Genomic DNA, 26,997 nt, shown 5'->3' with positions numbered 1-26,997 from the left:
TCCTTATACCGTCAGCACGACGCAGCTGTCAGCGTCCCAGCACAGGCGCACTTCGTCACCCCAGGTCGGCTGCCCCTTGCGATAGCGATGTTCGTTCTGTAGCTGCGCGCTGAGCATTTGTCCGCTTTTCAGACGCACATGGTAAATAGACAGATCGCCCAGATAGGCAATGTGGACCACTTCGCCCACGGCAAAGTTATAGCCATCGGCAGGCGGATCCTCACAGAGCATGATCTTCTCCGGACGCAGCGCGACGTAGACCGGCACGTTATCCACCACCGAGTTATCAGGATCGACCTTAAGCGGATGCTGCAGCCCCGGCGATTCGATGACCAGGCCATCCTCCTGACGATCTTTCAGCAGCCCTTCGAAAACGTTGACCGAGCCAATGAACTCCGCGCTGTAGCGGGTGGTCGGGTGCTCATAAATCTCTTCCGGCTCGCCGATCTGCACGAACTTCCCGCGGTTCATGATCGCAATACGCCCGGCCATGGTCATCGCCTCTTCCTGGTCGTGGGTCACCATCACGCAGGTCACCCCCACGCGCTCGAGGATATCCACCACTTCGAGCTGCATACGGTCGCGCAGCTTTTTATCCAGCGCACCCATCGGTTCATCGAGCAGCAGCAGCTTCGGGCGTTTCGCCAGGCTTCTTGCCAGCGCCACGCGCTGCCGCTGGCCGCCAGAGAGCTGGTGCGGCTTACGCTTCGCGAACTCCTGCATGTGCACCAGGCTCAGCATTTCGGCCACGCGCGCGGTAATTTCGGCCTTCGGCAGCTTGTCCTGCTTCAGGCCAAAGGCGATGTTCTGCTCCACCGTCATGTGCGGGAACAGCGCGTAGGACTGGAACATCATGTTAATCGGGCGCTGATACGGCGGCACGCTGGAGAGATCCACGCCATCGAGCATGATCTGCCCGGCGGTGGGCTGTTCAAAACCGGCCAGCATGCGCAGCAGGGTCGATTTACCGCAGCCAGATGCGCCCAGTAGCGCGAAAATTTCGCCTTTGTAGATAGTCAGGCTGACGTCGTCCACGGCATGCTGGCCATCGAAAGATTTGGTGAGGTTACGAATTTCAAGAAGCGGGGTCAGCGCTTTACGGACTTTCGCCTGCGGGCGGGGGATCGCGTCATTCACGGGGTGTTCTCCGGCATAGATCAATACTGGTGCAAACGCACCGTCAGGGTGCGCATCGCCGGACGGCGCTAACGCCTGCCCGGCCTACGGGTTTTGTAGGCCCGGTAAGCGATAGCGCCACCGGGCAACAACACCAAACGCCGTTATTTACCGCTTTTCACCTTGGTCCACGCGCGGGTACGCACGCGGTCAATTTTTGGATCCTGAACTTTAAGGGTGAAAAGCTTGGCGAACACATCCGCCGGCGGATAGATAGCCGGGTTATTGCGGATTTCTTCGCTTACCAGCGGCACGGAGGCCTTGTTACCGTTCGCGTAGTAAACGTGGTCGCTGATGTGGGCGATTACGTCAGGGCGCATCAGGTAGTTGAGGAACTGATACGCTTCGTCTTTATTTTTTGCATCAGCCGGCATTGCGAAGACGTCGAAGAACGCCAGCGCCCCCTCCTTCGGAATGAAGTAAGAGACGTTCACGCCGTTCTTCGCCTCTTTCGCGCGGTTAGCCGCCTGCCACACGTCCCCTGCCCAGCCGATCGCGACGCAAATGTCGCCGTTCGCCAGGTCGTTGATGTACTGAGACGAGTGGAAGTAACGAATATTTGGACGCAGCTTCAGCAGCAGATCGGTCGCCGGGCCGGTGTAATCATCGGCTTTACTGCTGTTCGGGTCTTTGCCCAGGTAGTTCAGCACGGTCGCGAAAATCTCTTCCGGCGCATCGAGGAAGGAGACGCCGCAGCTTTTCAGCTTCTCCAGGTTTTCCGGTTTCAGCACCACGTCCCAGCTGTCCAGCTTGACGTCCGGGCCCAGCACCGCTTTGACTTTATCAACGTTGTAGCCGATGCCGGTGGTCGCCCACAGGTAAGGCATGGCGTATTTGTTGTCCGGGTCATGCTTCGCCACCAGCTTCAGCACTTCCGGATCGAGGTTTTTCCAGTTTGATAACTTGCTCTTGTCCAGCGGCTGGAAGACGCCTGCCGTCAGCTGACGCTCCAGGAAGCTTGCAGAAGGCACCACGAGATCAAACCCGGTGCTGCCCGCCATCAGTTTTCCTTCCAGCACTTCGTTGGAATCGAAAACGTCGTAGACCACTTTAATGCCGGTCTCTTTTTCAAAATTTGCCACCGTGTCCGGCGCGATATAGTCAGACCAGTTGTAAACGTGCAGCGTTTTTTGTTCCGCAGCGAGCGTGCCGGCAGAGACGGCCATCAGAGCACCCGCAACCAGACCCGATAACCATTTTTTATTCAAGGCGATCATATCTTTATTCCTTCTGAAAGCTCGTTAACAAACGAACTAAAACTGTGCAATCTGAAGATATGCAATAATCATGCATAGTTTGTCGCTCTGCCCAAAATAAAAAGAAACCTCTTTACCCGGCAGTTTCCGCTCGCTTTTTTAAGCACCGCAAGAATAACTGTAGCCCGTGTCTCCGGCTATAGCCCAGACGAAAAAACGCCTTTTATCAATTTTTTATGCAGGTTATGTCTACGTGATAAGCCGAAACGGCCTTAGGGGAGGTGAAAAATTCTTTAAAGAAAGGTTAAAAGCAGCAGAAAAAATGGCCTTCTGCAGCCGCTATGGCAGCGACTGCGCAAAAGTCAGACAGGCTTAGTGGAGAAAATTGGGAGATGCATCATTATTCTCTGCATCATCTTCCGCGCTATACAGCAGATGGTGTGCATTGGCTTCCATCATGACCATGGAAATTTGCTCTTCACTCAAGCGCATAAACGCGGAGAACTGCTTGAATGACAGCCCGGCACCGGAGAATAAAGACTGGCAAACGACCAGTTTTGGCAGATTATCATCCTGTATGTCGAGAAATGCTTTCACCGTCAAAGAACTGGCGTTAATCGCCGACAGGTCGGAGGCCAGCGCCAGCAGCGCGGACGGCTTCACTTCGGCCAGCGCGGAGAAAAGGATCACGTCGTTAATGAGATCGATTTTGGCATCGAAAATGCCGTCGAAATTCTGCATATGAGGCAGATGCAGCGCCTGGCAGGAATCGCATTCGAAGAACGTAATTCCGGCATCATCAAGCCATTGACGTAACGTATCCAGTGTAGGTACGACCTGTAAATCCATCGCTGTGCAGCCTCTTTAGTAAAAACTTCGCATAGGGTACTCAAAAAGCGCGCGGTAATCCATTTAACCGCCCGTTTTCAGACAGTAACCCGGCGTGGCATGACGCTCGATCCATGAGATCATTTTACCCGCAATATCGACACCTGTGGTTTTTTCCACGCCTTCCAGCCCCGGCGAGGCATTCACCTCCATGACCAGCGGCCCGCGCGTCGCCCGCAGAAGATCTACGCCCGCCACGTCCAGCCCCAGGGTTTGCGCCGCTTTGACGGCAATTTCCCGTTCGCGATCGCTGATATCAGCGATTCTTGCAATGCCGCCCCGGTGAAGGTTAGAGCGGAAATCTCCCTCTTTCGCCTGGCGCTCAATGGCCGCCACTACTTCATTTCCGACCACGAAGCAGCGAATATCGCGCCCTTTCGCCTCTTCGATGTACTCCTGCACCAGAATGTGGGCATTCAGTCCCCGAAAGGCGTCAATCACGCTCTCCGCCGCCTGGCGCGTTTCCGCCAGCACCACGCCAATGCCCTGCGTACCTTCCACCAGCTTGATGACCAGCGGCGCACCGCCCACCATGTCGATAAGATCGCTGGTGTCGTCAGGTGAATGGGCAATACCCGTGACGGGGAGATCGATCCCCTGACGGGCGAGCAGCTGCAGCGAGCGCAGCTTGTCGCGGGCGCGGGATATGGCGACGGATTCGTTGAGCGGATAGCTGCCCAGCATCTCGAACTGGCGCAGCGCGGCGGTGCCGTAATAGGTGATCTGGGAGCCGATGCGCGGGATCACCGCATCAAAGTGCGGCAGCTTGCGGCCTTTGTAATGAATCGACGAGGCGGACGGGTCGATGTTCATATAACAGGACATCGGGTCGAGGATCTCAACCTGATGCCCGCGTTTCGCCGCCGCCTCACGCAGGCGTTTACATGAATAGAGCGTTCCATCCCGGGACAATATGGCAATTTTCACCCTGCACCTCTCTGAAGACATGGAAAAAGCCTGCGTATCATATACGCAGGCAAGCGCAGGAGGAATGGACTATCGCGTCGCCCATCCCTGTTTGTGCAGGTAATCAAGAATAAACGGGCGATTTTCTTTAATGATGGTGCGACGAATATGGTCAGTCCAGGTATCGCGACGGTTATTGCTGCCGCGCGTCATGTAGTAGTTCGCCAGCTCTTCATCATATTGATCCAGAACGTCCTGATCGACCGGCTGGTAGTGGTTTTCGTGTACCAGCATCGCGGCAGGAATGCGCGGCTTTAGATCCGGGTTATCCGCAGGCCAGCCGAGGCACAGGCCGAACAGCGGCAGCACGTGTTTTGGCAGCTTCAGCAGCTCGGTCACGTTTTCGATGTTGTTACGCAGACCGCCGATGTAGACGCCGCCTAACCCCAGCGACTCCGCCGCCGTGAAGGCGTTTTGCGCCATCAGCGCGGTATCCACCACGCCCAGCAGCAGCTGTTCGGCCAGCCCCAGCTCGGCCTCAGGGCAGATCTGCAGGTGGCGGTTAAAGTCGGCGCAGAACACCCAGAACTCCGCCGCCTGAGCCACGTGCTTCTGCCCGCCGGTCAGCGTGACCAGCTGCTCGCGCATGGCCGGGTCGGTGATGCGGATAATGGAACTGCACTGCAGAAAGCTGGAGCTGGAGGTCGCCCTGGCGCTGTCAATTATCGCGGCACGCTGAGCCTCGGTAATCGGCTCATCGGTGAAGTGGCGAATGGAACGGTGGGAACGGAGCAGGTCAATCGTTGGTGTCATCTTGTCTCTCTTTGTCTTGCTTAAACCTTATGCCAGCCAGTATAGGCAATGATTTACGTGATGTAATTGGCGAAACATAGCCTGACTGTATCAAAGCGACAGGCGAAACCTTCTTTAATGGCGGCAGGTTATCGGGCACTATATGTCCTATTCGCCGTCAGGCTTGTTTTTTGAGGAGAGAGAAATGTTTGCAGTAATTTTTGGTCGTCCAGGGTGCCCTTACTGTGTGCGCGCGAAAGAGCTGGCTGAGAAACTGACCGAAGAGCGCGATGACTTCAACTTCCGCTACGTGGATATCCACGCGGAAGGCATTACCAAAGCGGATCTCGAAAAAACCGTCGGCAAGCCGGTTGAAACCGTACCGCAGATCTTCCTCGATCAGAAACACATCGGCGGCTGCACTGACTTTGAAGCTTATGCCAAAGAACATCTGGGCCTGTTTGCCGCTCAGTAATGCTAAGACGCCCTCACCCTGAGGGCGTTTTTAATTGTGGTGCCGTCGATGCTTAATCAGGCTGCACACAAACAAATAGCACAGCGCGCCAAGGGCGCACCAGAAGACGCCGCTCAGCAACCACGCCAGCTCCTGCCAGAAACTTCTCGTCGACACATACAGCAAGCGCATCAGCAGCAGACACAGCGGTGCGGCCAGTATGGCGCCCAGCAGCGGTTTCGCCACCTCCCCTTTACGGGAGAGAAAACTGGCTGCGGCACCCGGCAGCGTAAAAAAGAGCAGCCCCAGCTCCGGATGGCCCGACGCCCTGAATGCCCCTTTCACATTAAAAGCGAGCGACATGCACACGACGGTAAACAGCAAAAAGCAGCTGATCACCCCCGCCCAGTTTCGTTTAATGTTCAAACTATCCTCCTGACTTATCTCTATCAAATATACCTTCGTCGGGTAGACGCCCAGTCAGATAAAGCTAATGCGGCAATCCTTGCCAAAGTACGCACAGGGTGATGCGATAATCAGTAGCTGTCAGTAGCTAATGCGATTAAACTACACGCCAGCTAATGTTTTAGGGAATAAAGCAGGAAACAGGGAGCGTTAACGCCTTTCCCTGACCCAGAAAACAGTAGCCCAAATAGTCCTTTCATTCAACAACTTACTGGTAAACAAGAAGTTAGCCTCCGTGAATATAAACGTCGCAGACTTGTTAAATGGGAATTACATCCTGTTATTATTTGTGGTACTGGCGCTGGGCCTTTGCCTGGGTAAATTGCGCCTGGGTTCAGTTCAACTTGGTAATTCCATTGGCGTTTTAGTCGTCTCCCTATTATTAGGCCAGCAGCACTTCAGCATTAACACGGACGCGCTCAACTTAGGTTTTATGCTGTTTATTTTTTGTGTTGGCGTGGAAGCAGGACCGAACTTTTTTTCAATTTTCTTCCGCGACGGCAAAAATTATCTGATGCTGGCGCTGGTGATGGTCGGCAGCGCGCTGCTGATCGCGTTAGGGCTGGGTAAACTGTTTGGCTGGGATATCGGGTTAACGGCCGGTATGCTGGCAGGCTCCATGACCTCCACCCCCGTGCTCGTGGGCGCCGGTGATACCCTTCGCCATTCCGGCATGGCTGGCGCGCAGCTCTCTACCGCGCTCGACCACCTGAGCCTGGGCTATGCCCTGACCTATCTGATTGGTCTGGTGAGCCTGATCGTCGGTGCACGCTACCTGCCAAAACTGCAGCACCAGGATCTGCAGACCAGCGCCCAGCAAATCGCCCGCGAGCGCGGTCTGGATACCGATTCCAAACGTAAAGTCTATCTTCCGGTGATCCGCGCCTACCGCGTCGGACCGGAGCTGGTGGCATGGGCAGACGGCAAAAACCTGCGCGAGCTGGGGATTTACCGCCAGACGGGCTGCTATATCGAACGCATCCGCCGTAACGGCATTCTGGCGAACCCGGACGGCGACGCGGTGCTGCAGATGGGCGACGACATCGCGCTGGTGGGTTACCCGGATGCGCACGCCCGTCTCGACCCGAGCTTCCGTAACGGCAAAGAGGTGTTCGACCGCGACCTGCTCGACATGCGTATCGTTACCGAAGAGATCGTGGTGAAAAACCATAACGCCGTTGGCCGCCGTCTGGCGCAGCTGAAGCTGACCGACCACGGCTGCTTCCTCAACCGCGTGATCCGCAGCCAGATTGAGATGCCTATCGACGATAACGTCGTGCTCAACAAAGGCGACGTTCTGCAGGTCAGCGGCGACGCACGACGCGTGAAAACCGTTGCCGACCGCATCGGCTTTATCTCCATTCACAGCCAGGTCACCGACCTGCTGGCCTTCTGCGCCTTCTTTATCGTCGGCCTGATGATCGGGATGATCACCTTCCAGTTCAGCAACTTCAGTTTCGGCATCGGTAACGCCGCCGGGCTGCTGTTTGCCGGGATCATGCTGGGCTTCCTGCGTGCCAACCACCCGACTTTCGGCTACATTCCCCAGGGTGCGCTGAACATGGTGAAAGAGTTCGGTCTGATGGTCTTTATGGCGGGCGTCGGCTTAAGCGCGGGCAGCGGGATTGGTCACAGCCTCGGTGCCGTCGGCTGGCAGATGCTGGTTTCCGGACTTATCGTCAGCCTGGTACCGGTGGTGATCTGTTTCCTGTTCGGCGCCTACGTGCTGCGCATGAACCGCGCCCTGCTCTTCGGGGCGATGATGGGGGCGCGTACCTGTGCCCCGGCCATGGAAATCATCAGCGATACCGCGCGCAGCAACATCCCGGCGCTGGGGTATGCGGGCACCTATGCTATCGCTAACGTGCTGCTGACGCTGGCGGGTACGCTGATTATCATCATCTGGCCGGGACTCGGATAACTCCTAAGTTTGCGCGTGGTGGAAAATATTTTCGTTACGCGCAGAACTTTTTTATCAGGGGGCAGTCATAACTAGTGCCACTGCTTTTCTTTGATGTCCCCAATTTGTGGAGCCCATCAACCCCGCCGTTTTGGTTCAAGGTTGATGGGTTTTTTGTTGTCTGAAATTTACCACCCATTAAATCAACCACTTATATAACCAATTTCCTATGTATGCCGACAGAGTGGCGGCAGCGCTTTTGCTATGGCGACAACAAGCCGCATTTCGCTTTGAATGAGCTTTTTGCCACTTTATTTCATCGCTACATTTATGCTTTTCCTTAAGCTCACGAATGATGTGCACTAAGTCTCCACGCCTCTAATACTTCACCCACTGACTACCAAATCCATAAAATCATTGACCATCTATGTCCAATTCATCACAGGCTGCATGCCATATCAGCTTTCTAGGTTCATTCGCTTCCATGCTTTTCCTTCATGAGTGAAATTTCAGGTGCAGATTTTGATTTAACCACATCACTAAGCAGTTGATAAGAAACATTTTTAATTTGTATATGAGAATGCTGTTCAACGCTAATTTGTGACTTGCCTCAATGGGGCTTCCTGAAGGCTGTAGCTGGGTTACTATGCATCGTAAGCGCCGAATTGCACATGGATTCGCATGATCTAAATAGGATCGCAGCGGGTCGGAACAGTCAGTGCTCGCACAGTCTCGGGTCCGTCATGCACCTACATGAAAACCACTGCATAAAGTGGGCAGGCATGGCGGGGATACGAACGCGCGCAAAGGCCTTTAAACCTGACCTATTTATCGGATAAGATATAAAATTCACTATTATTTATGGATGATTATATGAACGAAGAAGAATTAGAAAGTGAATATAAAAAAACGATCGGTGCTATAGATGATTTTAGAAAAAATGTACTTGAGCAACTAAGTAATCTCATTATTTCATCGCAAGTACCTCTTGGTATCAATCTAGAGTCAAGAGTTAAGGATTGGTTGTCAATACGTAATAAAATAGAAAGAAAAGAATTAAAAATAATCACAATTCATGATATTAGTGATTTAATTGGCTTTAGGATTATACTTTTATTTAAAAGAGATTTGGATGTTGTTTCAGATATTATAAAAAAACATTTTGACGTCATAAGTGAAGAGGATAAATTTGATTCTTTAGAGGATAATAAATTTGGCTATCAATCTAGGCATTATATAATTAAAGTTCCAAGCGCGTGGTTAAAAGTTCCATCATTCAAACCCTTCAAAAACTACAAAGCTGAAATTCAACTGAGAACCCTATCTCAACATATATGGGCAGCAACTTCGCATAAACTTCAATATAAGAATGAAGATAGTGTTCCAATCTCTTTAAGACGAGCATTGAATCGTGCGTCAGCTCTATTGGAAGTTGTTGATCTTGAATTTGAAAGGATATTAATAGGCAGAGAAGGTTATGTTGAAACCCTCAACGAAAAATCAAAGAGCAATCTGACTCAAGATGAATTTCTTAATGTTGACAGCCTTAAGTTTATTGCTGATAAACATCTTCCAAAAGAAAATGCTAAAAGAATAGAGCCTTATGATGAACTTTTGAAAGAGTTATTATTGAATGATATCACTAAGGTCGATCAGTTGGCTAAAATACTCGATGAAAATAAAGAATTCTACCGTAAAAAAGAAATGGCTAGATTGCATGATGCGATGAACTCTTCCGGTGAGGATTGGTGGACTACCGGGCAAGATGAAGATGATACTGACGTCAGAGTAAATCGTGGGGTGTTTTTCTCACATGTAGGATTGATTCGGGTCGCAGTTGAAGAACATATCAAAAATTTAGGAGGTAAATATCGTCGTGTAGAATAGTTTTATTGTGAATGAGGCTGAAAATACAGCCTCATTCACATTACAATGTGTATTCATGGAATGTAATTAAACATTCCCCTAGCCATGTATTCAGCTCACCGATCCTTTTCTGTAAAGGTAGTAGTTCATTTCGAACAAAAACATTAGCCGCCTTCTCTACATTTTCCCCAACATTGCTCCGCATAATCCCCATCATCTGCGGCGGTACAGGGGGGCCATCATGTTGACCTGCTCCCCATTGATTAATACGCCACGATGTTAGTAATGTCTTCATAAATCACATGAGGACATCCCCATGAAGAACCGCAGTATCCCGATCAGCAAAGAGCTGTTGAGGAAATCATGCCCTAGACGGCTTCAAGTTTTTTACAGATTGCTACTTCCAGTTTTTTGTATATGTTGGACAAAACCCCCATAGTGCTTTCGCGCGGCCAGCTTACCCACGTTCTGCGCCTTACGTTCGCAGCACACTTAATGATGTCTGGCGGCAATATCCTAGCCATGCAGAAAATCTTCGGCCATGGCGACATAAAATGATCATACACTATGCTCACCTGGCTCCTGACCACCTTGAAACAGCCCTGCACTTCATTTCATTAGCTACATTAAAAAGTGGCGGCAGCGGTTGCATTCCCCCGTAATCTTCACTTCTCGCCACAAAAATAAAATATTGATTTTCTTAAAAATAATTATTTTTGCTAACCAATTTACATAAATGGTTTTTTTGTTGCCTGAAATTCCCCTTCCTCTAATCTCACCTTTTCTCTTGCCATCAAAACATATATGATTAAACGCATATAAAAAATCACACCTGCAGGAACACCCATGCTCCATCCGCTCCAGCTCTTCAAAACCCTCTCCGACGAAACGCGGCTCGCCATCGTCATGCTGCTCCGTGAAGCAGGCGAGCTGTGCGTCTGCGATCTCTGCTCCGCGACCGCCGAGTCGCAGCCTAAGGTCTCACGCCACATGGCACTGCTGCGCGAGTCCGGGCTGGTTATCGATCGTCGAGAGGGGAAATGGGTCCATTACCGTCTCTCCCCCAACATGCCTGCGTGGGCGGCAACCGTTATCGACAACAGCTGGAACTGCCTGCGGGAAGAGACGCGCATGAAGCTTAAAAACCGACTTCCGGGCTCGTGCTAAGCAAAACACATTCACAAAAACAGATATAACGGAGTAGAAGATGTTTCTGGCAGGGGCTATTTTTCTGTTTACGCTGGTACTGGTCATCTGGCAGCCCAGGGGGCTCAGTATCGGCTGGAGCGCGACCATCGGTGCCGTGCTGGCACTGGCCAGCGGTGTGATTCACATTAACGATATTCCTGTGGTGTGGAATATCGTCTGGAACGCGACGGCAACGTTCATTGCCGTCATTATCATCAGCCTGCTGCTGGATGAGTCCGGCTTTTTCGAGTGGGCGGCGCTGCACGTTGCCCGCTGGGGAAACGGTCGCGGGCGATTGCTGTTTACCTATATCGTGCTGCTGGGCGCAGCCGTGGCGGCGCTGTTTGCCAATGACGGTGCGGCGCTGATCCTGACGCCTATCGTTATCGCCATGCTGCTAGCGCTGGGGTTCAGCAAGCAGGCCACGCTGGCGTTTGTGATGGCAGCAGGTTTTATCGCCGATACCGCCAGCCTGCCACTGATTGTGTCCAACCTGGTCAACATCGTGTCGGCAGACTTCTTTAAGCTGGGGTTCAGCGAATACGCCTCGGTGATGATCCCGGTAGATATCGCCGCGATTGCCGCAACGCTGGTGATGCTGCATCTCTTCTTCCGCAAGGAAATCCCCCCGGAATATGACCTGGCAAAACTTCGCGAGCCCGCGCGGGCCATTCACGACCTCCCGACGTTAAGAACGGGCTGGATCGTCCTGCTGCTTCTGCTCGTTGGTTTCTTCGTGCTGGAACCTCTCGGCATTCCGGTCAGCGCCATTGCGACCGTCGGCGCGCTGATTTTATTCGCTGTCGCAAAACGCGGACATGCGATAAACACCGGAAAAGTTCTGCGCGGCGCGCCGTGGCAGATCGTTATCTTTTCGCTGGGGATGTATCTGGTGGTGTATGGCCTGCGCAATGCCGGGCTGACGGAATATCTCTCAGGCGTACTGGATAGCCTAGCCGGACACGGGCTATGGGCCACCACGCTGGGAACCGGGTTCATCACCGCGTTTCTGTCATCCATAATGAACAATATGCCCACGGTGCTGATTGGCGCGCTCTCCATTGATGGCAGTACGGCGACGGGACTGATCAAGGAAGCGATGATTTACGCCAACGTGATTGGCTGCGACCTGGGGCCGAAAATCACGCCTATCGGCAGCCTCGCCACCCTGCTCTGGCTCCACGTGCTGGCGCAGAAAAACATGACGATTACCTGGGGCTACTATTTCCGGACGGGCATCATTATGACGCTGCCGGTCCTGTTTGTGACGCTCGCCGCGCTGGCGCTACGTCTCTCCTTCACACTGTAATGAGCCACTGATATGAGCCACATCACCATTTATCACAACCCGGCCTGCGGAACCTCGCGCAACACGCTGGAGATGATCCGCAACAGCGGCACGGAGCCAGAGATTATCCTTTATCTGGAAACCCCGCCGTCGCGCGATAAGCTGACCACCCTGATTGCCGATATGGGCATTTCGGTGCGGGACCTGCTGCGTAAAAACGTGGAGCCCTATGAACAGCTCGGCCTTGCCGACGATAACTTCACCGACGACCAGCTTATCGATTTTATGCTGCAACACCCGATCCTGATTAACCGTCCGATCGTGGTGACGGCGCTGGGCACCCGCCTGTGTCGCCCTTCTGAAGTCGTTCTCGACATCCTGCCCGATGTGCAGAAAGGGGCGTTTACGAAAGAGGATGGCGAAGCCGTGGTGGACGCCAGCGGGAAAAAAATCTCGCCAAAGTAACCCGTTGATAATGGCGCAGTAAGGCCTGCCAGCCGCATCCCCCACCCGCCGGACAGGTTGCATCAGCCGAAACCCGGCACATACTTTTGAGGGTTGATCCTGGTGAGGGTATGCAGGTATGGGCTTTACAAACAAAACCGCCGTCATCTTCGGCGGCAGCGGCGCCATCGGCAGTTCAGCGGCGCACGCTCTGGCGCGTGAAGGGGCGGATGTGTACCTCGCCGCGCGTGACCACGCCAGGCTGGAGCAGGTCGCCAGCCGTATTCGCGCCGCCGGAGGGTCTGCCAGCACGTTTATGTTCGATGCGCTCAATGACTCCTCGCAGCTTCCGGACCTTGCCCGCATTGATGTCGTCGTCAACGCCACGGGCTTTATGCACGATCAGGGTAAACGCCTTGAGGCGTTAACGCTCGGCGAGTTCAGGCAGGGTTTCGACCCCTTCCTGGCCGCGTACTTTAACATTGCAAAAGCAGCGTCGCCCCGCATGGGCGGAGAGCATGGCGGGACCATAATTACCGTCGTCGCCCCCGCCGCCAACATGACAATGGCGGGCCACCTCGGGCATATCGTCGGCTGCGCGGGAACGGAGGCCTTGACCCGGGCGCTTGCAGCTGAGCTGGGGACACACAATATTCGCGTGCTGTGCGTGCGTTCGCACGCGATAGCCGACGCGGTGCAGGCGGGTTCGTATGTGGGGACCATTTTCGCCGCCAAGGCGCAGGCGATGGGGATCACGGTTGAGCAGTTTCTCGGCGGTGCCGCGCAAAGTCCCCTGACGCATCGCCTGCCGACGCTGGCACAGGTGGCAGACACGATTACGTTTCTGGCCTCAGATGCGGCAGGCGCTATCACGGGAACCACGGTCAATATGACAGAGGGCGCAACCTAGCGGCCGCTCTCGCCCGCAATCCTGCCCACCATCGCCCGGATCTCTTCGCGGGTTAACGGCGCCCGGTCTGTGACATAGTGCAGCGTCATCCCTTCGATAAACGCGTCCAGCGCGCGGGTGGTGACCGGGTCGAACCACTGCTCCAGCGTGGTCTGGCTCATCTTCATCCAGTCCTGCATCACCGTTTTCAGCGCCGCGCTGCGGTGCATAAAGGCGTAGAGCTGATACATCAGCGCCATGTTGTGCGGCGTGGTCACCTGCGAGCTGTGGATCAGCGTGGTGATAGATTCGCACGCCATTTCCGGCCCGGTGACGCCGGCAAAGAAATCCCGGTACTGCTGCGACATCTGCCGGGTAAACCACGTGAAGGCCTCCTCCAGCAGCGGCTCCATGCCGTCGAAATAGTAGGTCATCGACCCCAGAGGCACGCCCGCACAGGTGGCGATTTTACGGTGCGTGACGGCGTGAATACCGTGTTCAGCGATGGTATCGAGCGTTGCCTGCAGGATCTTCTCCCGTCGATGCGGATCGTTCGGTGGTCTGCTCATAAATTCCTCACGTGGTTTGTGTACAAATGTACACAAACTTGCTAGTGTTGTCGCTATTGTTGTACTTCTGGTGCTACCCCAATGACGCTGACCTCTCCCCGTAAAGCCCTGCAGCGACGCCTGTGGGCGCTGTTTATGTTCTTCTTTATTCCCGGCCTGCTGATGGCCTCCTGGGCCACGCGCACCCCCGCCATTCGCGATATTTTGTCCGTTTCTACCGCCGAGATGGGCATCGTGCTGTTCGGCCTGTCGATAGGCTCCATGAGCGGCATTCTCTGCTCCGCGTGGCTGGTTAAGCGCTTCGGTACTCGGGCGGTGATCCGCACCACCATGTGCTTTGCCGTGTTCGGGATGGGGATACTGAGCGTGGCGCTGTGGTTTGCCTCGCCGGTGCTGTTCGCCCTGGGCCTGACGGTATTCGGCGGCAGCTTCGGTTCGGCTGAAGTTGCCATCAACGTTGAAGGGGCGGCGGTCGAACGTGAGATGAACAAAACCGTGCTGCCGATGATGCACGGTTTTTACAGCCTCGGCACGCTGGCCGGTGCGGGCGTGGGGATGGCGCTGACGGCCACCGGCGTGAGCGCGAACCTGCATATCCTGCTGGCGGCGCTGGTGTGTATCGTTCCGATTCTGACCGGCATCCGGGCCATCCCGGACGGTACCGGCAAAAACTCCGCTGACGAACAGCACTCAGCCGAAAAAGGGCTGCCCTTCTACCGCGATTTCCAGCTGATGCTGATCGGCGTGGTGGTGCTGGCGATGGCATTCGCGGAAGGTTCTGCCAACGACTGGCTGCCGCTGCTGATGGTAGACGGTCACGGCTTTAGCCCAACCTCCGGCTCGCTGATTTACGCCGGGTTTACGCTGGGGATGACCGTGGGTCGCTTCACCGGCGGATGGTTTATCGACCGCTACAGCCGCGTGGCGGTGGTGCGCGCCAGCGCCCTGCTGGGCGGCCTGGGTATAGCGATGATCATCTTTGTCGACGTCGACTGGATTGCCGGGGTCTCGGTGATCCTCTGGGGACTGGGCGCGTCGCTCGGCTTCCCGCTGACCATTTCAGCCGCCAGCGATACCGGCCCGGATGCCCCGACGCGCGTCAGCGTGGTGGCAACCACGGGCTATCTCGCCTTCCTGGTCGGGCCGCCGCTGCTCGGCTTCCTCGGCGAGCACTACGGGCTGCGCAGCGCCATGCTGGTGGTGTTAGGGTTGGTCATCATCGCGGCGCTGGTGGCGCGCGCGGTGGCAAAGCCGGAAACGAATCAAACGACACTGGAGAAGGGATATGAGCGTTAAACTGATCGCCGTCGACATGGATGGTACTTTTCTGAGCGATGCCAAGACCTATAATCGGCCGCGCTTTCTGGCGCAGTACGCCCGCATGAAGGCGCAAGGCATTCGCTTTGTGGTCGCCAGCGGCAACCAGTACTACCAGCTGATCTCGTTTTTCCCGGAGATCGCGCATGAAATTGCCTTCGTCGCCGAAAACGGCGGCTGGGTCGTGAGCGAAGGTGAGGATGTCTTTAACGGCGAACTGTCGAAAGCCCATTTCGAGACCGTCGCGACCGTCTTAAACGACGTTCCGGGCATTGAGATCATCGCCTGCGGGAAGAGCAGCGCGTACACGCTGAAATGCTATGACGAGGGCTTTAAGGATATCGCGGCGAAGTACTATCACCGTCTCGAAATGGTGAGTGATTTTGACAACCTGAACGATATTTTCTTCAAGTTCGGGCTTAACGTGTCTGACGATGAAATTCCGCGGATTCAGGCGCTGCTGCATGAAAAGCTGAGCGACATCATGGTGCCCGTCACGACCGGTCACGGCAGTATCGACCTGATCATCCCCGGCGTGCATAAAGCCAACGGTCTGCGGATCCTGCAAAAGCGCTGGGGCATTGACGACAGCGAAGTGGTGGCCTTCGGCGACAGCGGCAACGACGTGGAGATGCTGCGTCAGTCCGGGTTCAGCTTTGCGATGGCGAATGCCAGACCGCATATTAAAGCGGTGGCGCGTTTTGAAGCGCCGCACAATAACGATGAAGGCGTTTTAGACGTGATTGAGAAGGTGTTGAACGGGGAGGCGCCGTTTAATTGACCGCGGGCGGTCTGGTGCCCTCGCCCCTCACCCTGGCCCTCTCCCCAAAGGGGAGAGGGAAAAAAGATTATGGTTGCAGGGCGTTTCCGACGCGTTTGTCTTTCAGGAACACCACCATCAATCCAACCCACAGCACGCCGTTGGCGAGGTTAAACAGGCTGAACAGCCCGTTGCCGCCCATCGCGTAGGCATGCTTGCTCACTTCGATACCGACGGTAAAAATCAGCATCTGCAGCATCCCCATCGCCGCTGAGACCGTGCCTTTACTCATCTCGCTGGCAAACAGCGTCAGGCGCACCAGCCCGGCGTTAGCCACGCCAATTCCGAAGGCATAGAGGCTCAGCCCCGCCGTCATCCACAGGTAGGCGTGGGATGACGCGACGGTCGCCACCGCCGCCAGAATCAGCCCTGCCGCAATCGGCCAGCCGCCCATGATAATCAGTGAACGCACGGTGCGGCGTGACGTCAGACGTGCCAGCACCAGGTTCCCAATAATCAGCGCGCCAAAGATCGGCACCTGCAGCAGGCCATACTCGTAGCTGCTGAGCTTTTCACCGCTGATGATAATGACCGGCGACTGCGCGATCCACGCCAGCAGCGGCAGGCTAACGAACCCGGTCGCCAGCGCACCCGCCACAAAGCGGCCATTCTTCAGCACCTCTTTGTAATCCCGACCCAGCTCTTTCAGCGAGAGTTTCTCGCCGATGCGGGTGGCCGTTTCCGGCATCGCACGGTGCAGGCCAAAGAACGCGAAGGCGGCGAGAAGCGCAAAGAGCACAAACATCCCTTCCCACGGCGCAACGTGCACCCACGCGGCCCCCACCAGCGGACCGAGTAAGGGGGCGATCAGCGCGACGTTCGCCATCAGCGCGGTAATTTTGATACACACCGCCTCTTCAAACGACTCCTGAATGGCGGCATACCCCACGGCGCCGATAAAGCACAGGCTCACCCCCTGCAGGAAGCGCAGCAGGGTAAATTGTTCAATGTTTTGCGCCAGCAGCGTGGCGAGACAGGTGACGATGAACCACACCACGCCCGTCAGCATCACCGGACGGCGGCCAATACGATCCGACAGCGGCCCTAACAGCCACTGCAAAAACATGCCGCCGGCCAGATAGGCGGTCATGGAGGTCGGTACCCACTCAATTCCCGCGTTGTACTGCGCCACAACGGTCAGCATACCGGGCTGGATCATATCGTTGCCGATATAGGTAGAAAATTCGTAGAGCACCAGACACAGGGGGAAAAGCAACGCCTGACGACCCAGACGTGAACCAGAAGAAGAACGGTTTAACATGCAATCTCTTAATAATGACAAAATCGCGACGAGTTTAATGAAATGCCGCAGCCCGAGATAGTGATTTATCGAGGGTAAACAGAAATAAAGCACATATCGTCTTCGTTTAAGGTTTCCTTAATTTGACAGATTTATGATACCCCCATTACTCGTCAACGACCCCAAATTATGGCACTCACTTCCAGCCGTTCAGAATTGTCTAACTTACAGACAAATAAGACAAAACGACTTTACCGCTTGCCGGGCCGCTTTTATGGTTATCAGCTTTTCGTACTGATCGCCCTTGCCGTGCTTTTCACGTGGCTATCGCGCAATGAAGCGCTCGACAGATGGATCACCGGTTTTTGGTATGACGCGGCAACGCAGAGCTTCCCGCTGCAGAAAGATCATCTGCTGGATCTGCTGAACCACCGTCTGGCGAAGTACATTGCCATCGCCTTAGGCGCCGTGGCGCTGTTTTACGGCGCCTACAAGCGTAACGCAAGGCTGGTCACGGCGGCGCTGCTGATGGGCGTTGGCGCGCTGGTGGTGGGCGTGCTGAAAAGCGTGAGCCATCACAGCTGCCCGTGGGATCTGGTGGAATATGGCGGTAAGGCTGTGTCTTATCCCCTGTTCAGCGCCGTCCCTGCCGACAGCGGTCCGGGGCGCTGTTTCCCCGGCGGTCACGCCTCCAGCGGCTTTATGGTGATGGGGCTGTTTTTTGCCTTCTGGCGCGAGCGTCCGCGTCTCGCCTGGTGCTTCGTCGCGCTGGGCGTGGTGTTAGGTCTGGCGATGGGCTACGGCCAGGTCATGCGCGGGGCGCATTTTTTCTCTCACAACCTGTGGGCCGGGTGGTGGGTCTGGTTTTCCCAGGTGGTGGTCTACGGACTTGTTTCCACCCGGTTTGCTAAAGAGTGATAACGCTATGTTAGAGAATCTGAATTATCAGCTGTTTTATCTGATCAACGCCACGCCAGCCTCGCCTGAGTGGTCGATCGATTTTGCCACCTTCCTGGCAAAAGATCTGATCAGTATCGTGCCTGTACTGGCTGCGATTCTCTGGCTGTGGGGGCCCCGCAGCCAGGTGAAGGCGCAGCGCCAGCTGGTGATTAAAGTGGCGATGGCACTCGGGGTAAGCGTACTGCTGAGCTACATTCTGGGTCACGCCTTCCCGCACGATCGTCCTTTTGTCGATCATGTCGGCTATACCTTCCTGCACCACGCGCCGGATGATTCGTTCCCGAGCGATCACGGTACGGTGATCTTCACCTTCGCGCTGGCTTTCCTGTTCTGGCATCGCCTGTGGTCCGGTGCGGTCCTGATGGTGGCGGCCCTGGCAATCGCCTGGTCTCGCGTTTACCTGGGCGTTCACTGGCCGCTGGATATGGTGGGCGGTTTCCTGGTCGGGCTGATTGGCTGCGTGAGCGCGGCTATCCTGTGGAGTCTCTTCGGTGAAGCGCTCTACCGCACGCTGTCTTCACTCTATCGCGCCATTTTCGCTATCCCGATCCGCAAAGGCTGGATACGTGACTAACCCCAACCTGACAGGTTACACTTGAACCCCCGCCCTGCGGGGGTTCACTTTTTTTATCCCGAGGGACTATGGAAACACGTCGCGATGACCGCATTGCTCAGCTGCTACAGGCGCTGAAGCGCAGCGATAAGCTGCATCTTAAGGAAGCCGCCAACCTCCTCGGCGTCTCAGAGATGACCATTCGTCGGGATCTGAACAGCGAAAGCGCCCCCGTCGTGCTGCTGGGTGGGTATATTGTGCTTGAGCCGCGTAGCGCCAGCCATTATCTGATCAGCGACCAGAAGACGCGCCTGGTGGAAGAGAAACGCAAAGCCGCCCGGCTTGCGGCCTCACTGGTACAGCCACACCAGACGCTGTTTTTTGACTGCGGAACGACCACGCCGTGGATTATCGAAGCCATCGACAGCAGCATCCCTTTCACCGCCGTGTGCTACTCCCTGAACACCTTTCTGGCGCTTCAGGAGAAACCCGAGTGCCGGGTGATCCTCTGCGGCGGTGAGTTTCACGCCAGTAACGCCATCTTTAAGCCGCTTAACCTGCAGGACACGCTCAGCAATTTATGCCCGGATATCGCGTTTTATTCCGCCGCAGGCGTCAACGTGCGTCAGGGCGCGACCTGCTTTAACCTGGAAGAGCTGCCGGTGAAACACTGGGCGTTAAGCGCGGCGCAGTATCATGTGCTGGTGGTCGATCACAGCAAGTTTGGTAAGGTGCGTTCTGCGAGAATGGGCGAGCTGGCGCAGTTTGACGCCATCGTCAGCGACTGCCGCCCGGACGACGAGATCGTGGTCCATGCGAAGGCGCAGCAGGTGAAGTTGATGTATTAAGAGGGGTGCGGCCTGATGCCCTCACCCCGGCCCTCTCCCACAGGGAGAGGGAGAAAAACCATAAGGTTTAGCTAAACCAGCTGCCAAACCACCCGTGGAATTTCATCATCACGAAATCCCACATCCGACTGAAGAAGCCGCCCTCTTCCACCGCCTCCATCACAATCAGCGGACGCTGTTCAATCGACTTACCGTTTAGCTGGAAATCAATCGTCCCGACCACCTGGCCTTTTTTCAGCGGCGCCGTGAGCTGCGGGTCGGTCAGGGTAAAGCTGGCCTTCAGGTTTTTCAGCTGACCGCGCGGAATGGTCACGGAACCGGCCTCACCAGCGCCCAGATTCACTTCGCTCTTGTCACCGAACCAGACGCGCTGGCTGACGAAGGTGGCATCCGGTTTAATCGGCGTCACGGTTTCATAGAAGCGGAAGCCCCAGGTCAGGAGTTTTTCTGATTCGTTAAAGCGAATACGGTCGGTTTTGGTCCCCAGCACCACCGAAATCAGGCGCATGTCGCCCTGGGTCGCGGAGGCCACCAGGTTATAGCCTGCGCCCGCCGTGGTGCCGGTTTTCATTCCGTCCACGTTAACGTTGCTGCTCCACAGCAGGCGGTTGCGGTTCGGCTGGCGGATTTTATTGAAGGTAAACTCTTTCTCTTTATGGATGGCGTATTCATCCGGCACGTCGTGGATCAGCGCTTTCCCCAGCAGCGCCATGTCGCGCGCGGTACTGAACTGTCCCGGCGAATCCAGACCGTGAACCGTTTTGAACGTGGTGTTGGTTAAGCCCAACTTCTGCGCATAGCCATTCATCAAGCCAATGAAAGAATCCTGACTGCCGGCAACGTAATCGGCCAGCGCGATGCACGCATCATTTCCCGACTGAATAATTACCCCTTTGTTCAGATCGGAAACGGAGACCTGATCCCCTGGCTTCAGGAACATCACGGAAGACCCGCGCAGCGCCGGGTTGCCGGTGGCCCAGGCATCCTTCCCAATGGTGACCATATCGTCCAGCTTGATCTTGCCCGCTTTTAGCGCCTGGCCTACCACGTAGCTGGTCATGATTTTGGTCAGGCTTGCCGGATCGAGTTTCTCATCCGCATTCCCTTCCGCCAGCACTTTACCGCTGGAATAATCCATCAGGATCCAGGCGCGCGCATCCACAGGCGGCGCTTCGGGCGCAGCCTGTTCAGCTGCATAGAGAGTTGGTGCAAACAGGAAAAGGAGCGCAGAGCCTGTCGCAAGGCTGCGCAGAGAAGTCATTTTACGCGTCATAAATGCCACCCGAGTGTCCATTCAAAAATTACGTCACATCACCGTGTCGCAAGAAGCGATGAGTAATAGCGCACTAAAACGGTTAAAGAAACCCAACGAGGGTAAAGTTATTAAAGTTTATGCAATAACATTCAGATACGCTTTGATTCAGACGATTTTTTTGTCTTCTGTTGCGTAATTGTTAGGTTTATCTCACCATGGCGAAAGCTGACCCGGATTCACATCTCATCAGGAGTAAATATGATTACGCTTTGGGGCAGGAACAACTCGACCAACGTTAAGAAAGTGCTCTGGACGCTCGAGGAGCTGGATTTACCGTTCAATCAAATCATGGCTGGCATGTCGTTCGGCGTGAACAAAGAGGCCGACTATCTGGCCATGAACCCGAACGGGCTGGTGCCGCTGCTGCGCGATGATGAAACAGACGCGACGCTTTGGGAATCCAACACCATTGTGCGTTACCTCGCCGCCCAGTACGGTCAGGGCCGCCTGTGGGTAGAAAGCCCGGCCCGGCGCGCTCAGGGCGAAAAGTGGATGGACTGGGCGAACCAGACGCTTTCACCCACCCACCGCGTGATCCTGATGGGGCTTATCCGTACGCCGGAAGCCGAGCGCGACTATCCGGCCATTCATGCCGCGCAGGATGCGTGCGAAAACCTGTTTGCGATGATGGATGATGAGCTGGCGAAGCACGCCTGGTTCTCCGGTGAGGCCTTCGGTACAGGCGATATTGCCGTGGCGCCGTTCGTCTGGAACCTGACCAATATGGGCCTGAAGTGGACGCCGCGCCCTCACCTTGAGCGCTGGCTAAAACAGCTGAGCGATCGCCCGGCCTACCGCAACGTGGTGATGATCCCGGTCACCTGATTACGCACCGGACGGGCTGACTTTTAACAGCTGCCCGTCCGTCTCGTCGGTCAGCACATATAAATAGCCGTCCGGCCCCACCCGCACATCGCGAATACGTTGATTCCGATCGCCCAGGATTCGCCCGACTTCCGTCACCTTATTACCCTCCACGCTCAGCACAATAACGTCCTTTTCCTTCAGCGCCCCGATAAACAGCTTGTTTTTCCACTGCGGGAAAACGTCGCTGTTGTAGAACGCCATGCCGCTCACCGCAGGTGACACTTTCCAGACGAACAGCGGTTTTTCGGTTCCCTCAACATGCTCGCCTTTGGCTTCTGGAATTTTCAGACCGCTGTAGTTAATGCCGTGCGTCGCCAGCGGCCAGCCGTAGTTCTTTCCTTTCTCCGGGATGTTGATCTCATCCCCGCCGCGCGGGCCGTGCTCGTTTAGCCACAGCGTGTCGCTCCAGGGATTCATCGCCATCCCCTGCGGATTGCGAATACCGTAGGACCAGATTTCGGGTCGCGCGCCGGGGGTATTCACAAAGGGGTTATCCGGCGGCACTTTCCCGTCTTCGGTGAGGCGCACCACTTTACCCTGCAATTTATCCAGATCCTGCGCCGTCGGACGCTGGTTGTTCTCGCCGAGTCCGATAAAGAGCGAGCCTTTGCCGTCGAACACCAGTCGCCCACCAAAATGGTTTCCGGTGGAGAGTTTCGGCATCTGGCGGAACACCACCTGGAAGGCTTCAATCCGCGTCAGATCGTCGCTCAATCGGCCATAGCCCACCGCCGTTCCGGCTTTGCCGTCACTCCCTGCTTCGGCGAAGCTCAGCCAGATGCGGCGCGATTTTTCAAAATCCGGGGCCAGGACCACGTCCAGCAATCCTCCCTGACCGTTTGCCCAGACCTTCGGCACGCCGACAATCGGATCGGATAGCCCTTTTCCGGCCTGCCAGCGTTTGAGCTGGCCGTCCTTCAGGGTCACCAATAGGCCTTTATTGTCCGGCAGAAACGCCAGGGACCAGGGGTGATCGAGTTTATTTTGCAGCACCTCAACCTTGACCGTCTCTGGCGCGGCAAGAAGCGAAAACGGAATGAAAAACGCAGGCAGGAAAATTAGAGAGGATCGAGGCATAACGCGCTCCTTTATCGGCATATGGCTTAAAGGTTAGCCACTGCATCCGGGCGCGTTACCACTTTTACAAAAGCTTAATCAGAAGGGGGAGTTGCCTCCCCCTGGGCTCAGTGCTGTTCAAGCTTCTCGTGCTCGTTCAGGCACATGATGCATAGAGAGAGCGTGGTCAGGCAGTTTTCAAGCTTCTCCGCGTTAACAGCGATAAAATTCGGGCAGTCGTGGCGTCCATTCATCAAACATACCCCAGCGATGGAGAGCACCTCAGCGGCGCGGCGCAGGGCGACCAGCTCACTTTCGCCGTATTTCGCCTTCAGGGTCGGTGCTTTTTCACGCATGAAATTGCAAAGTTCAAACAGGTTATCACGCAGATGTTCGCTTTCGCTGACTGACATATACCCTTTTGCCTTCCTCAACTGCAGGTACGCGGCCAGGTCGATTCGGGCGTTGATCAGCTTGTTAAGCAGATCGCGTTTTAGTCTGTCAACGGTCATGCTCTTTCCTCCTCTGTCAGCCATTGTGCATAATCAGGATAAGTACATTTTTTGTACAGTTTAATGCCTGGGATCAATTTTTATTAACTGATTAACATTATTTACAATGTTACAACGTCTGCCCGGCGCATCCGCCTTGCAAAGAGTGTATAAATCCCCCGCGATACGCTGTAAAATCCCGCCCTGATAACTCCATAATTGATGAATTTTTAACCTATGAGCAATGTTACGCACCAGCCGAAAATCGGCTTCGTCTCCCTGGGCTGCCCGAAAAACCTGGTGGATTCAGAACGCATCCTGACCGAACTGCGCACCGAGGGCTATGACGTGGTGCCAAGCTACGACAACGCCGATATGGTGATCGTTAACACCTGCGGGTTTATCGACAGCGCGGTTCAGGAGTCCCTGGAAGCCATCGGTGAAGCCCTGACGGAAAACGGCAAAGTGATTGTCACCGGCTGCCTGGGCGCCAAAGTGGACCAAATCCGCGAAGTGCACCCGAAGGTGCTGGAGATCACCGGTCCGCACAGCTACGAGCAGGTGCTGGAACATGTTCATCACTACGTGCCAAAACCAAAGCACAACCCGTTCCTGAGCCTGGTGCCGGAACAGGGCGTGAAGCTGACGCCACGCCACTACGCTTACTTAAAAATTTCCGAAGGCTGCAACCATCGCTGCACCTTCTGCATCATCCCGTCCATGCGTGGCGATCTGGTGAGCCGTCCGATTGGCGAAGTGCTGGCGGAAGCGAAACGTCTGGCTGACGCGGGCGTGAAGGAGCTGCTGGTCATCTCCCAGGACACCTCAGCTTACGGCGTGGACGTCAAACACCGCTCCGGTTTCCACAACGGCGAGCCGGTGAAAACCAGCATGGTGGGCCTGTGCGAGCAGCTGTCCAAGCTCGGTATCTGGACGCGTCTGCACTACGTCTACCCGTACCCGCACGTTGACGACGTGATCCCGCTGATGGCGGAAGGCAAAATTCTGCCGTACCTGGATATCCCGCTGCAGCACGCCAGCCCGCGTATCCTGAAGCTGATGAAGCGTCCTGGCTCCGTTGACCGCCAGCTGGCGCGCATCAAGCAGTGGCGCGAGATCTGTCCGGATCTGACCCTGCGATCCACCTTCATCGTCGGCTTCCCGGGTGAAACCGAAGAAGACTTCCAGATGCTGCTCGACTTCCTGAAAGAAGCGCGTCTGGACCGCGTAGGTTGCTTCAAGTACAGCCCGGTAGAAGGCGCAACCGCCAACGAGCTGGCGGACCAGGTGCCGGAAGAGGTGAAAGAAGAGCGCTGGAACCGCTTCATGCAGCTGCAGCAGCAGATCTCTGCTGAGCGTCTGCAGGAGAAAGTGGGCCGTGAGATCATGGTTATCATTGACGAGGTGGACGAAGAAGGCGCGATTGGCCGCAGCATGGCGGACGCACCTGAAATCGACGGCGCGGTGTACCTGAACGGCGAAACCAGCGTTAAGCCGGGTGATATTATTCGCGTGAAGGTTGAAAACGCGGACGAGTATGACCTGTGGGGTAGCCGGGTTTAATTACATTCCCCTCACCCCGGCCCTCTCCCCAAAGGGGCGAGGGGGAAAACCGCACCGAGCAGTCCCCTCTCCCCTCCGGGGAGAGGGTTAGGGTGAGGGGCAATAAACCTACCCCTTAATCCTCGGATCCAGCGCGTCGCGCAGCCCGTCACCCAGCAGGTTAAACGCCAGCACGGTCAGAAAAATCGCCAGGCTCGGGAAGATCGCCACGTGCGGTGCAATCACCATATCCGCCCTCGCCTCGTTCAGCATCGCGCCCCACTCCGGCGTTGGAGGCTGCGCGCCTAACCCCAGAAACGACAGGCTGGCCGCCGAGATAATCGACACGCCGATACGCATGGTGAAATAGACCACGATGGACGACACCGTACCCGGCAGAATATGGCTGAACAGGATCGTGGCGTCGCTGGCCCCCATGCTGCGGGCCGATTCGATAAAGGTCTGCTGTTTCAGCACCAGCGTGTTCCCGCGTACCAGACGGGCAAAAGCCGGTATCGAAAAGACCGCGACCGCAATGATGACGTTCGCCATGCCGCTGCCCATGATCGCCACCACGGCAATCGCCAGCAAAATGCCGGGGAAAGCAAACAGCACGTCGCAGATACGCATGATGATGCGATCCCACCAGCCTTCGTAATACCCGGCAACGAGACCCAGCACGGTACCGATGGCCGCGCCGATCAGCACCGCAAACACCCCGGCGGCAAGCGAGATCTGCGCCCCCACCAGCACGCGGCTAAAGATATCGCGCCCGAGGGAGTCCACGCCGAACCAGTGCAGCATCGACGGTCCGTCGTTCAGACGGTCGTAGTCAAAATAGTTTTCCGCATCAAACGGCGCCACCCACGGCGCAATCACCGCCACCGCAATAAGCAGCAGCACAAACAGCCCCGCGGTCATCGCGACCGGCTGGCGGCGAAAACGCCGCCAGAATTCAGACCAAGGGGTGCGGATATGGTCCGGTTTGAGCCCCGGCATCGCGTTTAAAACGGCCTGACGTCGCCAGTTCAACAATCGCATCTTACTTGTACCTGATGGCCGGGTTAATGGCGGCGTAGAGCACGTCCACCACTAAGTTGATAAGAATAAACTCCAGCGAGAAAAGCAGGACTTCCGCCTGAATCACCGGGTAGTCGCGCATCTCGACGGAATCGACCAGCAGACGTCCCAGCCCCGGCCAGTTGAAGACCTTTTCCACGACGATAGAGCCGCCGAGCAGGAAGCCAAACTGCAGCCCCATCATCGTCACCACCGGGATCATCGCATTGCGAAACCCGTGCTTGAGAATGACCCACTTCTCGCTGACCCCTTTCGCCCGCGCGGTGCGGATGTAGTCTTCGCTCAGCACGTCAACGAACGAGGCGCGGGTAAAGCGGGCCATTACCGCCGACACGGCAGCGCCCAGCGTCATGGAAGGTAGGATGTAATGCTTCCAGGTATCGGCCCCGACGGTCGGCAGCCAGCCCAGTTCGACGGAGAAGATCTGCATCAGCAGCATCCCCAGCGCGAACGCCGGGAAGGAGATGCCGGTCACCGCCAGCGCCATGCCGAGCTTGTCCGGCCAGCGGTTGCGCCAGACGGCCGCGACAATCCCGGCGCCAAGCCCAAACACCACCGCCCAGCTCATGCTGGCAATCGTTAACCAGAACGTGGGCATAAAGCGGCTGGCAATCTCCTCCGACACCGGACGGCGCGACACCATCGAGATACCAAAATCGCCCTGAAGAACGTTGCAGATGTAATGGATGAACTGCATATACAGCGGCTGGTCGAGGCCAAGCTGCTTACGCACCAGGTCAATGACGGTGGCATCCGCTTCAGGCCCGGCAACCAGACGCGCCGGATCGCCCGGCAGCATATGGACAAACAGAAACACCAGGACCGCCACAATCAGCAGCGTCGGAATAAGCCCCAGCAGGCGTTTACAAACATAATTCAGCATGAGG

The 26,997-nt window shown here is 55.7% G+C and carries 27 protein-coding genes and 3 pseudogenes; 15 read left to right on the top strand and 15 right to left on the bottom strand.

Translation table 11 applies throughout. The annotated features are described in order from the left end of the window. Positions 1 to 3 precede the first annotated feature (3 nt). From potG to nfsA, 5 genes are all read right to left on the bottom strand, one after another. The gene (gene potG / locus GVO84_RS07030) at positions 4 to 1,137 is read right to left on the bottom strand and encodes a putrescine ABC transporter ATP-binding subunit PotG (RefSeq protein WP_024907855.1); all 1,134 of its coding nucleotides are present in this window, start codon (positions 1,135 to 1,137) and stop codon (positions 4 to 6) included. 143 nt (positions 1,138 to 1,280) lie between these two features. Further along, the gene (gene potF / locus GVO84_RS07025; protein WP_159513735.1) at positions 1,281 to 2,393 is read right to left on the bottom strand and encodes a spermidine/putrescine ABC transporter substrate-binding protein PotF; all 1,113 of its coding nucleotides are present in this window, start codon (positions 2,391 to 2,393) and stop codon (positions 1,281 to 1,283) included. A gap of 351 nt (positions 2,394 to 2,744) precedes the next feature. After that, positions 2,745 to 3,221, bottom strand: a complete 477-nt coding sequence (locus GVO84_RS07020; RefSeq protein ID WP_032658273.1) for a YbjN domain-containing protein — start codon at positions 3,219 to 3,221, stop codon at positions 2,745 to 2,747. A 63-nt stretch (positions 3,222 to 3,284) separates the two neighbouring features. Then, positions 3,285 to 4,187 carry a 30S ribosomal protein S6--L-glutamate ligase gene (rimK, locus tag GVO84_RS07015; RefSeq protein WP_159513734.1) on the bottom strand — a complete coding sequence of 301 codons (903 nt, stop codon included), beginning with the start codon at positions 4,185 to 4,187 and terminating at the stop codon, positions 3,285 to 3,287. Positions 4,188 to 4,256: 69 nt separating this feature from the next. Further along, entirely contained in the window at positions 4,257 to 4,979 is a 723-nt protein-coding gene (gene nfsA, locus GVO84_RS07010; RefSeq protein WP_159513733.1) for a nitroreductase NfsA, read from the bottom strand. 184 nt (positions 4,980 to 5,163) lie between these two features. Between nfsA and GVO84_RS07005 the strand changes: the two genes are divergently transcribed. Next, complete coding sequence (locus tag GVO84_RS07005) at positions 5,164 to 5,433, top strand: GrxA family glutaredoxin (protein ID WP_006809455.1); 270 nt, start codon at positions 5,164 to 5,166, stop codon at positions 5,431 to 5,433. Positions 5,434 to 5,463: 30 nt separating this feature from the next. Here the strand turns inward: GVO84_RS07005 and GVO84_RS07000 are convergent, their stop codons facing one another. Further along, on the bottom strand, positions 5,464 to 5,838 hold the full coding sequence (locus tag GVO84_RS07000) for an inner membrane protein YbjM (RefSeq protein ID WP_121425695.1): 375 nt from the start codon (positions 5,836 to 5,838) through the stop codon (positions 5,464 to 5,466). Positions 5,839 to 6,112: 274 nt separating this feature from the next. Between GVO84_RS07000 and GVO84_RS06995 the strand changes: the two genes are divergently transcribed. After that, the gene (locus tag GVO84_RS06995; protein ID WP_014169303.1) at positions 6,113 to 7,798 is read left to right on the top strand and encodes an aspartate:alanine antiporter; all 1,686 of its coding nucleotides are present in this window, start codon (positions 6,113 to 6,115) and stop codon (positions 7,796 to 7,798) included. Between the two features lie 255 nt (positions 7,799 to 8,053). Here the strand turns inward: GVO84_RS06995 and GVO84_RS06990 are convergent. Further along, positions 8,054 to 8,263 (bottom strand): annotated as a pseudogene (locus GVO84_RS06990) (hypothetical protein); the annotation flags it as partial. Between the two features lie 387 nt (positions 8,264 to 8,650). Here GVO84_RS06990 and GVO84_RS06985 point away from each other — a divergent pair. Beyond that, complete coding sequence (locus tag GVO84_RS06985) at positions 8,651 to 9,664, top strand: GTP pyrophosphokinase (RefSeq protein WP_159513732.1); 1,014 nt, start codon at positions 8,651 to 8,653, stop codon at positions 9,662 to 9,664. 40 nt (positions 9,665 to 9,704) lie between these two features. Here the strand turns inward: GVO84_RS06985 and GVO84_RS06980 are convergent. Then, positions 9,705 to 9,872 (bottom strand): annotated as a pseudogene (locus GVO84_RS06980) (capsid portal protein); the annotation flags it as partial. Positions 9,873 to 9,962: 90 nt separating this feature from the next. On the opposite strand from GVO84_RS06980, the pseudogene GVO84_RS06975 reads away from it, so the two are divergent. The 5 genes and pseudogenes from GVO84_RS06975 to GVO84_RS06955 all read left to right on the top strand — a co-directional run. Beyond that, positions 9,963 to 10,305, top strand: a pseudogene (locus tag GVO84_RS06975) (tyrosine-type recombinase/integrase); the annotation flags it as partial. A 184-nt stretch (positions 10,306 to 10,489) separates the two neighbouring features. Then, on the top strand, positions 10,490 to 10,810 hold the full coding sequence (locus GVO84_RS06970) for a metalloregulator ArsR/SmtB family transcription factor (RefSeq protein WP_159513731.1): 321 nt from the start codon (positions 10,490 to 10,492) through the stop codon (positions 10,808 to 10,810). A gap of 40 nt (positions 10,811 to 10,850) precedes the next feature. Then, entirely contained in the window at positions 10,851 to 12,140 is a 1,290-nt protein-coding gene (locus GVO84_RS06965) for an arsenic transporter (RefSeq protein WP_159513730.1), read from the top strand. Between the two features lie 12 nt (positions 12,141 to 12,152). Beyond that, entirely contained in the window at positions 12,153 to 12,584 is a 432-nt protein-coding gene (arsC, locus tag GVO84_RS06960; RefSeq protein WP_159513729.1) for a glutaredoxin-dependent arsenate reductase, read from the top strand. A gap of 118 nt (positions 12,585 to 12,702) precedes the next feature. Further along, positions 12,703 to 13,473, top strand: a complete 771-nt coding sequence (locus GVO84_RS06955) for an SDR family NAD(P)-dependent oxidoreductase (RefSeq protein ID WP_159513728.1) — start codon at positions 12,703 to 12,705, stop codon at positions 13,471 to 13,473. Here GVO84_RS06955 and GVO84_RS06950 read toward each other — a convergent pair. Beyond that, positions 13,470 to 14,021: a TetR/AcrR family transcriptional regulator gene (locus GVO84_RS06950; protein ID WP_047061468.1), complete on the bottom strand. Its 552-nt coding sequence runs from the start codon at positions 14,019 to 14,021 to the stop codon at positions 13,470 to 13,472. The two genes, GVO84_RS06955 and GVO84_RS06950, sit on opposite strands and share 4 nt — an antisense overlap. 81 nt (positions 14,022 to 14,102) lie before the next feature. Between GVO84_RS06950 and GVO84_RS06945 the strand changes: the two genes are divergently transcribed. Together GVO84_RS06945 and GVO84_RS06940 are read left to right on the top strand one after the other, a co-directional pair. After that, positions 14,103 to 15,317 carry an MFS transporter gene (locus GVO84_RS06945; protein ID WP_159513727.1) on the top strand — a complete coding sequence of 405 codons (1,215 nt, stop codon included), beginning with the start codon at positions 14,103 to 14,105 and terminating at the stop codon, positions 15,315 to 15,317. Next, positions 15,307 to 16,119, top strand: a complete 813-nt coding sequence (locus tag GVO84_RS06940; protein WP_121425689.1) for a Cof-type HAD-IIB family hydrolase — start codon at positions 15,307 to 15,309, stop codon at positions 16,117 to 16,119. The genes GVO84_RS06945 and GVO84_RS06940 overlap by 11 nt, the downstream gene beginning before the upstream one ends. Before the next feature lie 67 nt (positions 16,120 to 16,186). Here the strand turns inward: GVO84_RS06940 and GVO84_RS06935 are convergent, their stop codons facing one another. Continuing rightward, positions 16,187 to 17,419 (bottom strand): MFS transporter, encoded by a 1,233-nt coding sequence (locus GVO84_RS06935; RefSeq protein ID WP_159513726.1) that lies wholly within the window; start codon positions 17,417 to 17,419, stop codon positions 16,187 to 16,189. Between the two features lie 168 nt (positions 17,420 to 17,587). Here GVO84_RS06935 and GVO84_RS06930 point away from each other — a divergent pair, with 168 nt between their 5' ends. The 3 genes from GVO84_RS06930 to deoR all read left to right on the top strand — a co-directional run bounded on the left by GVO84_RS06930 (position 17,588) and on the right by deoR (position 19,759). Further along, the gene (locus tag GVO84_RS06930) at positions 17,588 to 18,316 is read left to right on the top strand and encodes a phosphatase PAP2 family protein (RefSeq protein ID WP_159513725.1); all 729 of its coding nucleotides are present in this window, start codon (positions 17,588 to 17,590) and stop codon (positions 18,314 to 18,316) included. Positions 18,317 to 18,323: 7 nt separating this feature from the next. Continuing rightward, the gene (gene ybjG / locus GVO84_RS06925) at positions 18,324 to 18,932 is read left to right on the top strand and encodes an undecaprenyl-diphosphate phosphatase (protein WP_159513724.1); all 609 of its coding nucleotides are present in this window, start codon (positions 18,324 to 18,326) and stop codon (positions 18,930 to 18,932) included. Positions 18,933 to 19,000: 68 nt separating this feature from the next. Further along, positions 19,001 to 19,759: a DNA-binding transcriptional repressor DeoR gene (deoR, locus tag GVO84_RS06920; protein WP_159513723.1), complete on the top strand. Its 759-nt coding sequence runs from the start codon at positions 19,001 to 19,003 to the stop codon at positions 19,757 to 19,759. A 67-nt stretch (positions 19,760 to 19,826) separates the two neighbouring features. Here deoR and dacC read toward each other — a convergent pair whose 3' ends face one another. Then, a complete protein-coding gene (gene dacC, locus GVO84_RS06915) occupies positions 19,827 to 21,032 on the bottom strand; it encodes a serine-type D-Ala-D-Ala carboxypeptidase (RefSeq protein WP_159513722.1) in 1,206 nt (401 codons plus the stop codon). A 240-nt stretch (positions 21,033 to 21,272) separates the two neighbouring features. Between dacC and GVO84_RS06910 the strand changes: the two genes are divergently transcribed. Next, entirely contained in the window at positions 21,273 to 21,899 is a 627-nt protein-coding gene (locus GVO84_RS06910) for a glutathione S-transferase family protein (RefSeq protein WP_121425685.1), read from the top strand. Here GVO84_RS06910 and GVO84_RS06905 read toward each other — a convergent pair whose 3' ends face one another. After that, a complete protein-coding gene (locus tag GVO84_RS06905) occupies positions 21,900 to 23,018 on the bottom strand; it encodes a PQQ-dependent sugar dehydrogenase (protein WP_159513721.1) in 1,119 nt (372 codons plus the stop codon). It abuts the gene before it with no gap. 107 nt (positions 23,019 to 23,125) lie between these two features. Next, positions 23,126 to 23,509 (bottom strand): biofilm formation regulator BssR, encoded by a 384-nt coding sequence (gene bssR, locus GVO84_RS06900; RefSeq protein WP_159513720.1) that lies wholly within the window; start codon positions 23,507 to 23,509, stop codon positions 23,126 to 23,128. Positions 23,510 to 23,725: 216 nt separating this feature from the next. On the opposite strand from bssR, the gene rimO reads away from it, so the two are divergent. Beyond that, entirely contained in the window at positions 23,726 to 25,051 is a 1,326-nt protein-coding gene (rimO, locus tag GVO84_RS06895; RefSeq protein ID WP_121425683.1) for a 30S ribosomal protein S12 methylthiotransferase RimO, read from the top strand. A gap of 108 nt (positions 25,052 to 25,159) precedes the next feature. On the opposite strand, the gene gsiD is transcribed toward rimO, so the two are convergent. Next, positions 25,160 to 26,071 carry a glutathione ABC transporter permease GsiD gene (gene gsiD / locus GVO84_RS06890; RefSeq protein ID WP_126795030.1) on the bottom strand — a complete coding sequence of 304 codons (912 nt, stop codon included), beginning with the start codon at positions 26,069 to 26,071 and terminating at the stop codon, positions 25,160 to 25,162. Between the two features lies 1 nt (position 26,072). Then, entirely contained in the window at positions 26,073 to 26,993 is a 921-nt protein-coding gene (gene gsiC / locus GVO84_RS06885) for a glutathione ABC transporter permease GsiC (protein ID WP_116343413.1), read from the bottom strand. Positions 26,994 to 26,997 lie beyond the last annotated feature (4 nt).

Origin of the sequence: Enterobacter sp. SM3, assembly GCF_009811935.2 — a bacterium.
GTDB lineage: Bacteria > Pseudomonadota > Gammaproteobacteria > Enterobacterales > Enterobacteriaceae > Enterobacter > Enterobacter asburiae_D.
This window is presented reverse-complemented; position numbering and strand designations above follow the sequence as displayed.

Coding starts and splice junctions, on each gene's coding strand:
- potF (WP_159513735.1), bottom strand. CDS start 2,393: ATGATCGCCTTGAATAAAAAATGGTTATCGGGTCTGGTTGCGGGTGCT.
- GVO84_RS07020 (WP_032658273.1), bottom strand. CDS start 3,221: ATGGATTTACAGGTCGTACCTACACTGGATACGTTACGTCAATGGCTT.
- nfsA (WP_159513733.1), bottom strand. CDS start 4,979: ATGACACCAACGATTGACCTGCTCCGTTCCCACCGTTCCATTCGCCAC.
- GVO84_RS07005 (WP_006809455.1), top strand. CDS start 5,164: ATGTTTGCAGTAATTTTTGGTCGTCCAGGGTGCCCTTACTGTGTGCGC.
- GVO84_RS06985 (WP_159513732.1), top strand. CDS start 8,651: ATGAACGAAGAAGAATTAGAAAGTGAATATAAAAAAACGATCGGTGCT.
- GVO84_RS06970 (WP_159513731.1), top strand. CDS start 10,490: ATGCTCCATCCGCTCCAGCTCTTCAAAACCCTCTCCGACGAAACGCGG.
- GVO84_RS06965 (WP_159513730.1), top strand. CDS start 10,851: ATGTTTCTGGCAGGGGCTATTTTTCTGTTTACGCTGGTACTGGTCATC.
- arsC (WP_159513729.1), top strand. CDS start 12,153: ATGAGCCACATCACCATTTATCACAACCCGGCCTGCGGAACCTCGCGC.
- GVO84_RS06955 (WP_159513728.1), top strand. CDS start 12,703: ATGGGCTTTACAAACAAAACCGCCGTCATCTTCGGCGGCAGCGGCGCC.
- GVO84_RS06950 (WP_047061468.1), bottom strand. CDS start 14,021: ATGAGCAGACCACCGAACGATCCGCATCGACGGGAGAAGATCCTGCAG.
- GVO84_RS06945 (WP_159513727.1), top strand. CDS start 14,103: ATGACGCTGACCTCTCCCCGTAAAGCCCTGCAGCGACGCCTGTGGGCG.
- GVO84_RS06940 (WP_121425689.1), top strand. CDS start 15,307: ATGAGCGTTAAACTGATCGCCGTCGACATGGATGGTACTTTTCTGAGC.
- GVO84_RS06935 (WP_159513726.1), bottom strand. CDS start 17,419: ATGTTAAACCGTTCTTCTTCTGGTTCACGTCTGGGTCGTCAGGCGTTG.
- GVO84_RS06930 (WP_159513725.1), top strand. CDS start 17,588: ATGGCACTCACTTCCAGCCGTTCAGAATTGTCTAACTTACAGACAAAT.
- ybjG (WP_159513724.1), top strand. CDS start 18,324: ATGTTAGAGAATCTGAATTATCAGCTGTTTTATCTGATCAACGCCACG.
- deoR (WP_159513723.1), top strand. CDS start 19,001: ATGGAAACACGTCGCGATGACCGCATTGCTCAGCTGCTACAGGCGCTG.
- dacC (WP_159513722.1), bottom strand. CDS start 21,032: ATGACGCGTAAAATGACTTCTCTGCGCAGCCTTGCGACAGGCTCTGCG.
- GVO84_RS06910 (WP_121425685.1), top strand. CDS start 21,273: ATGATTACGCTTTGGGGCAGGAACAACTCGACCAACGTTAAGAAAGTG.
- GVO84_RS06905 (WP_159513721.1), bottom strand. CDS start 23,018: ATGCCTCGATCCTCTCTAATTTTCCTGCCTGCGTTTTTCATTCCGTTT.
- bssR (WP_159513720.1), bottom strand. CDS start 23,509: ATGACCGTTGACAGACTAAAACGCGATCTGCTTAACAAGCTGATCAAC.
- rimO (WP_121425683.1), top strand. CDS start 23,726: ATGAGCAATGTTACGCACCAGCCGAAAATCGGCTTCGTCTCCCTGGGC.
- gsiD (WP_126795030.1), bottom strand. CDS start 26,071: ATGCGATTGTTGAACTGGCGACGTCAGGCCGTTTTAAACGCGATGCCG.
- gsiC (WP_116343413.1), bottom strand. CDS start 26,993: ATGCTGAATTATGTTTGTAAACGCCTGCTGGGGCTTATTCCGACGCTG.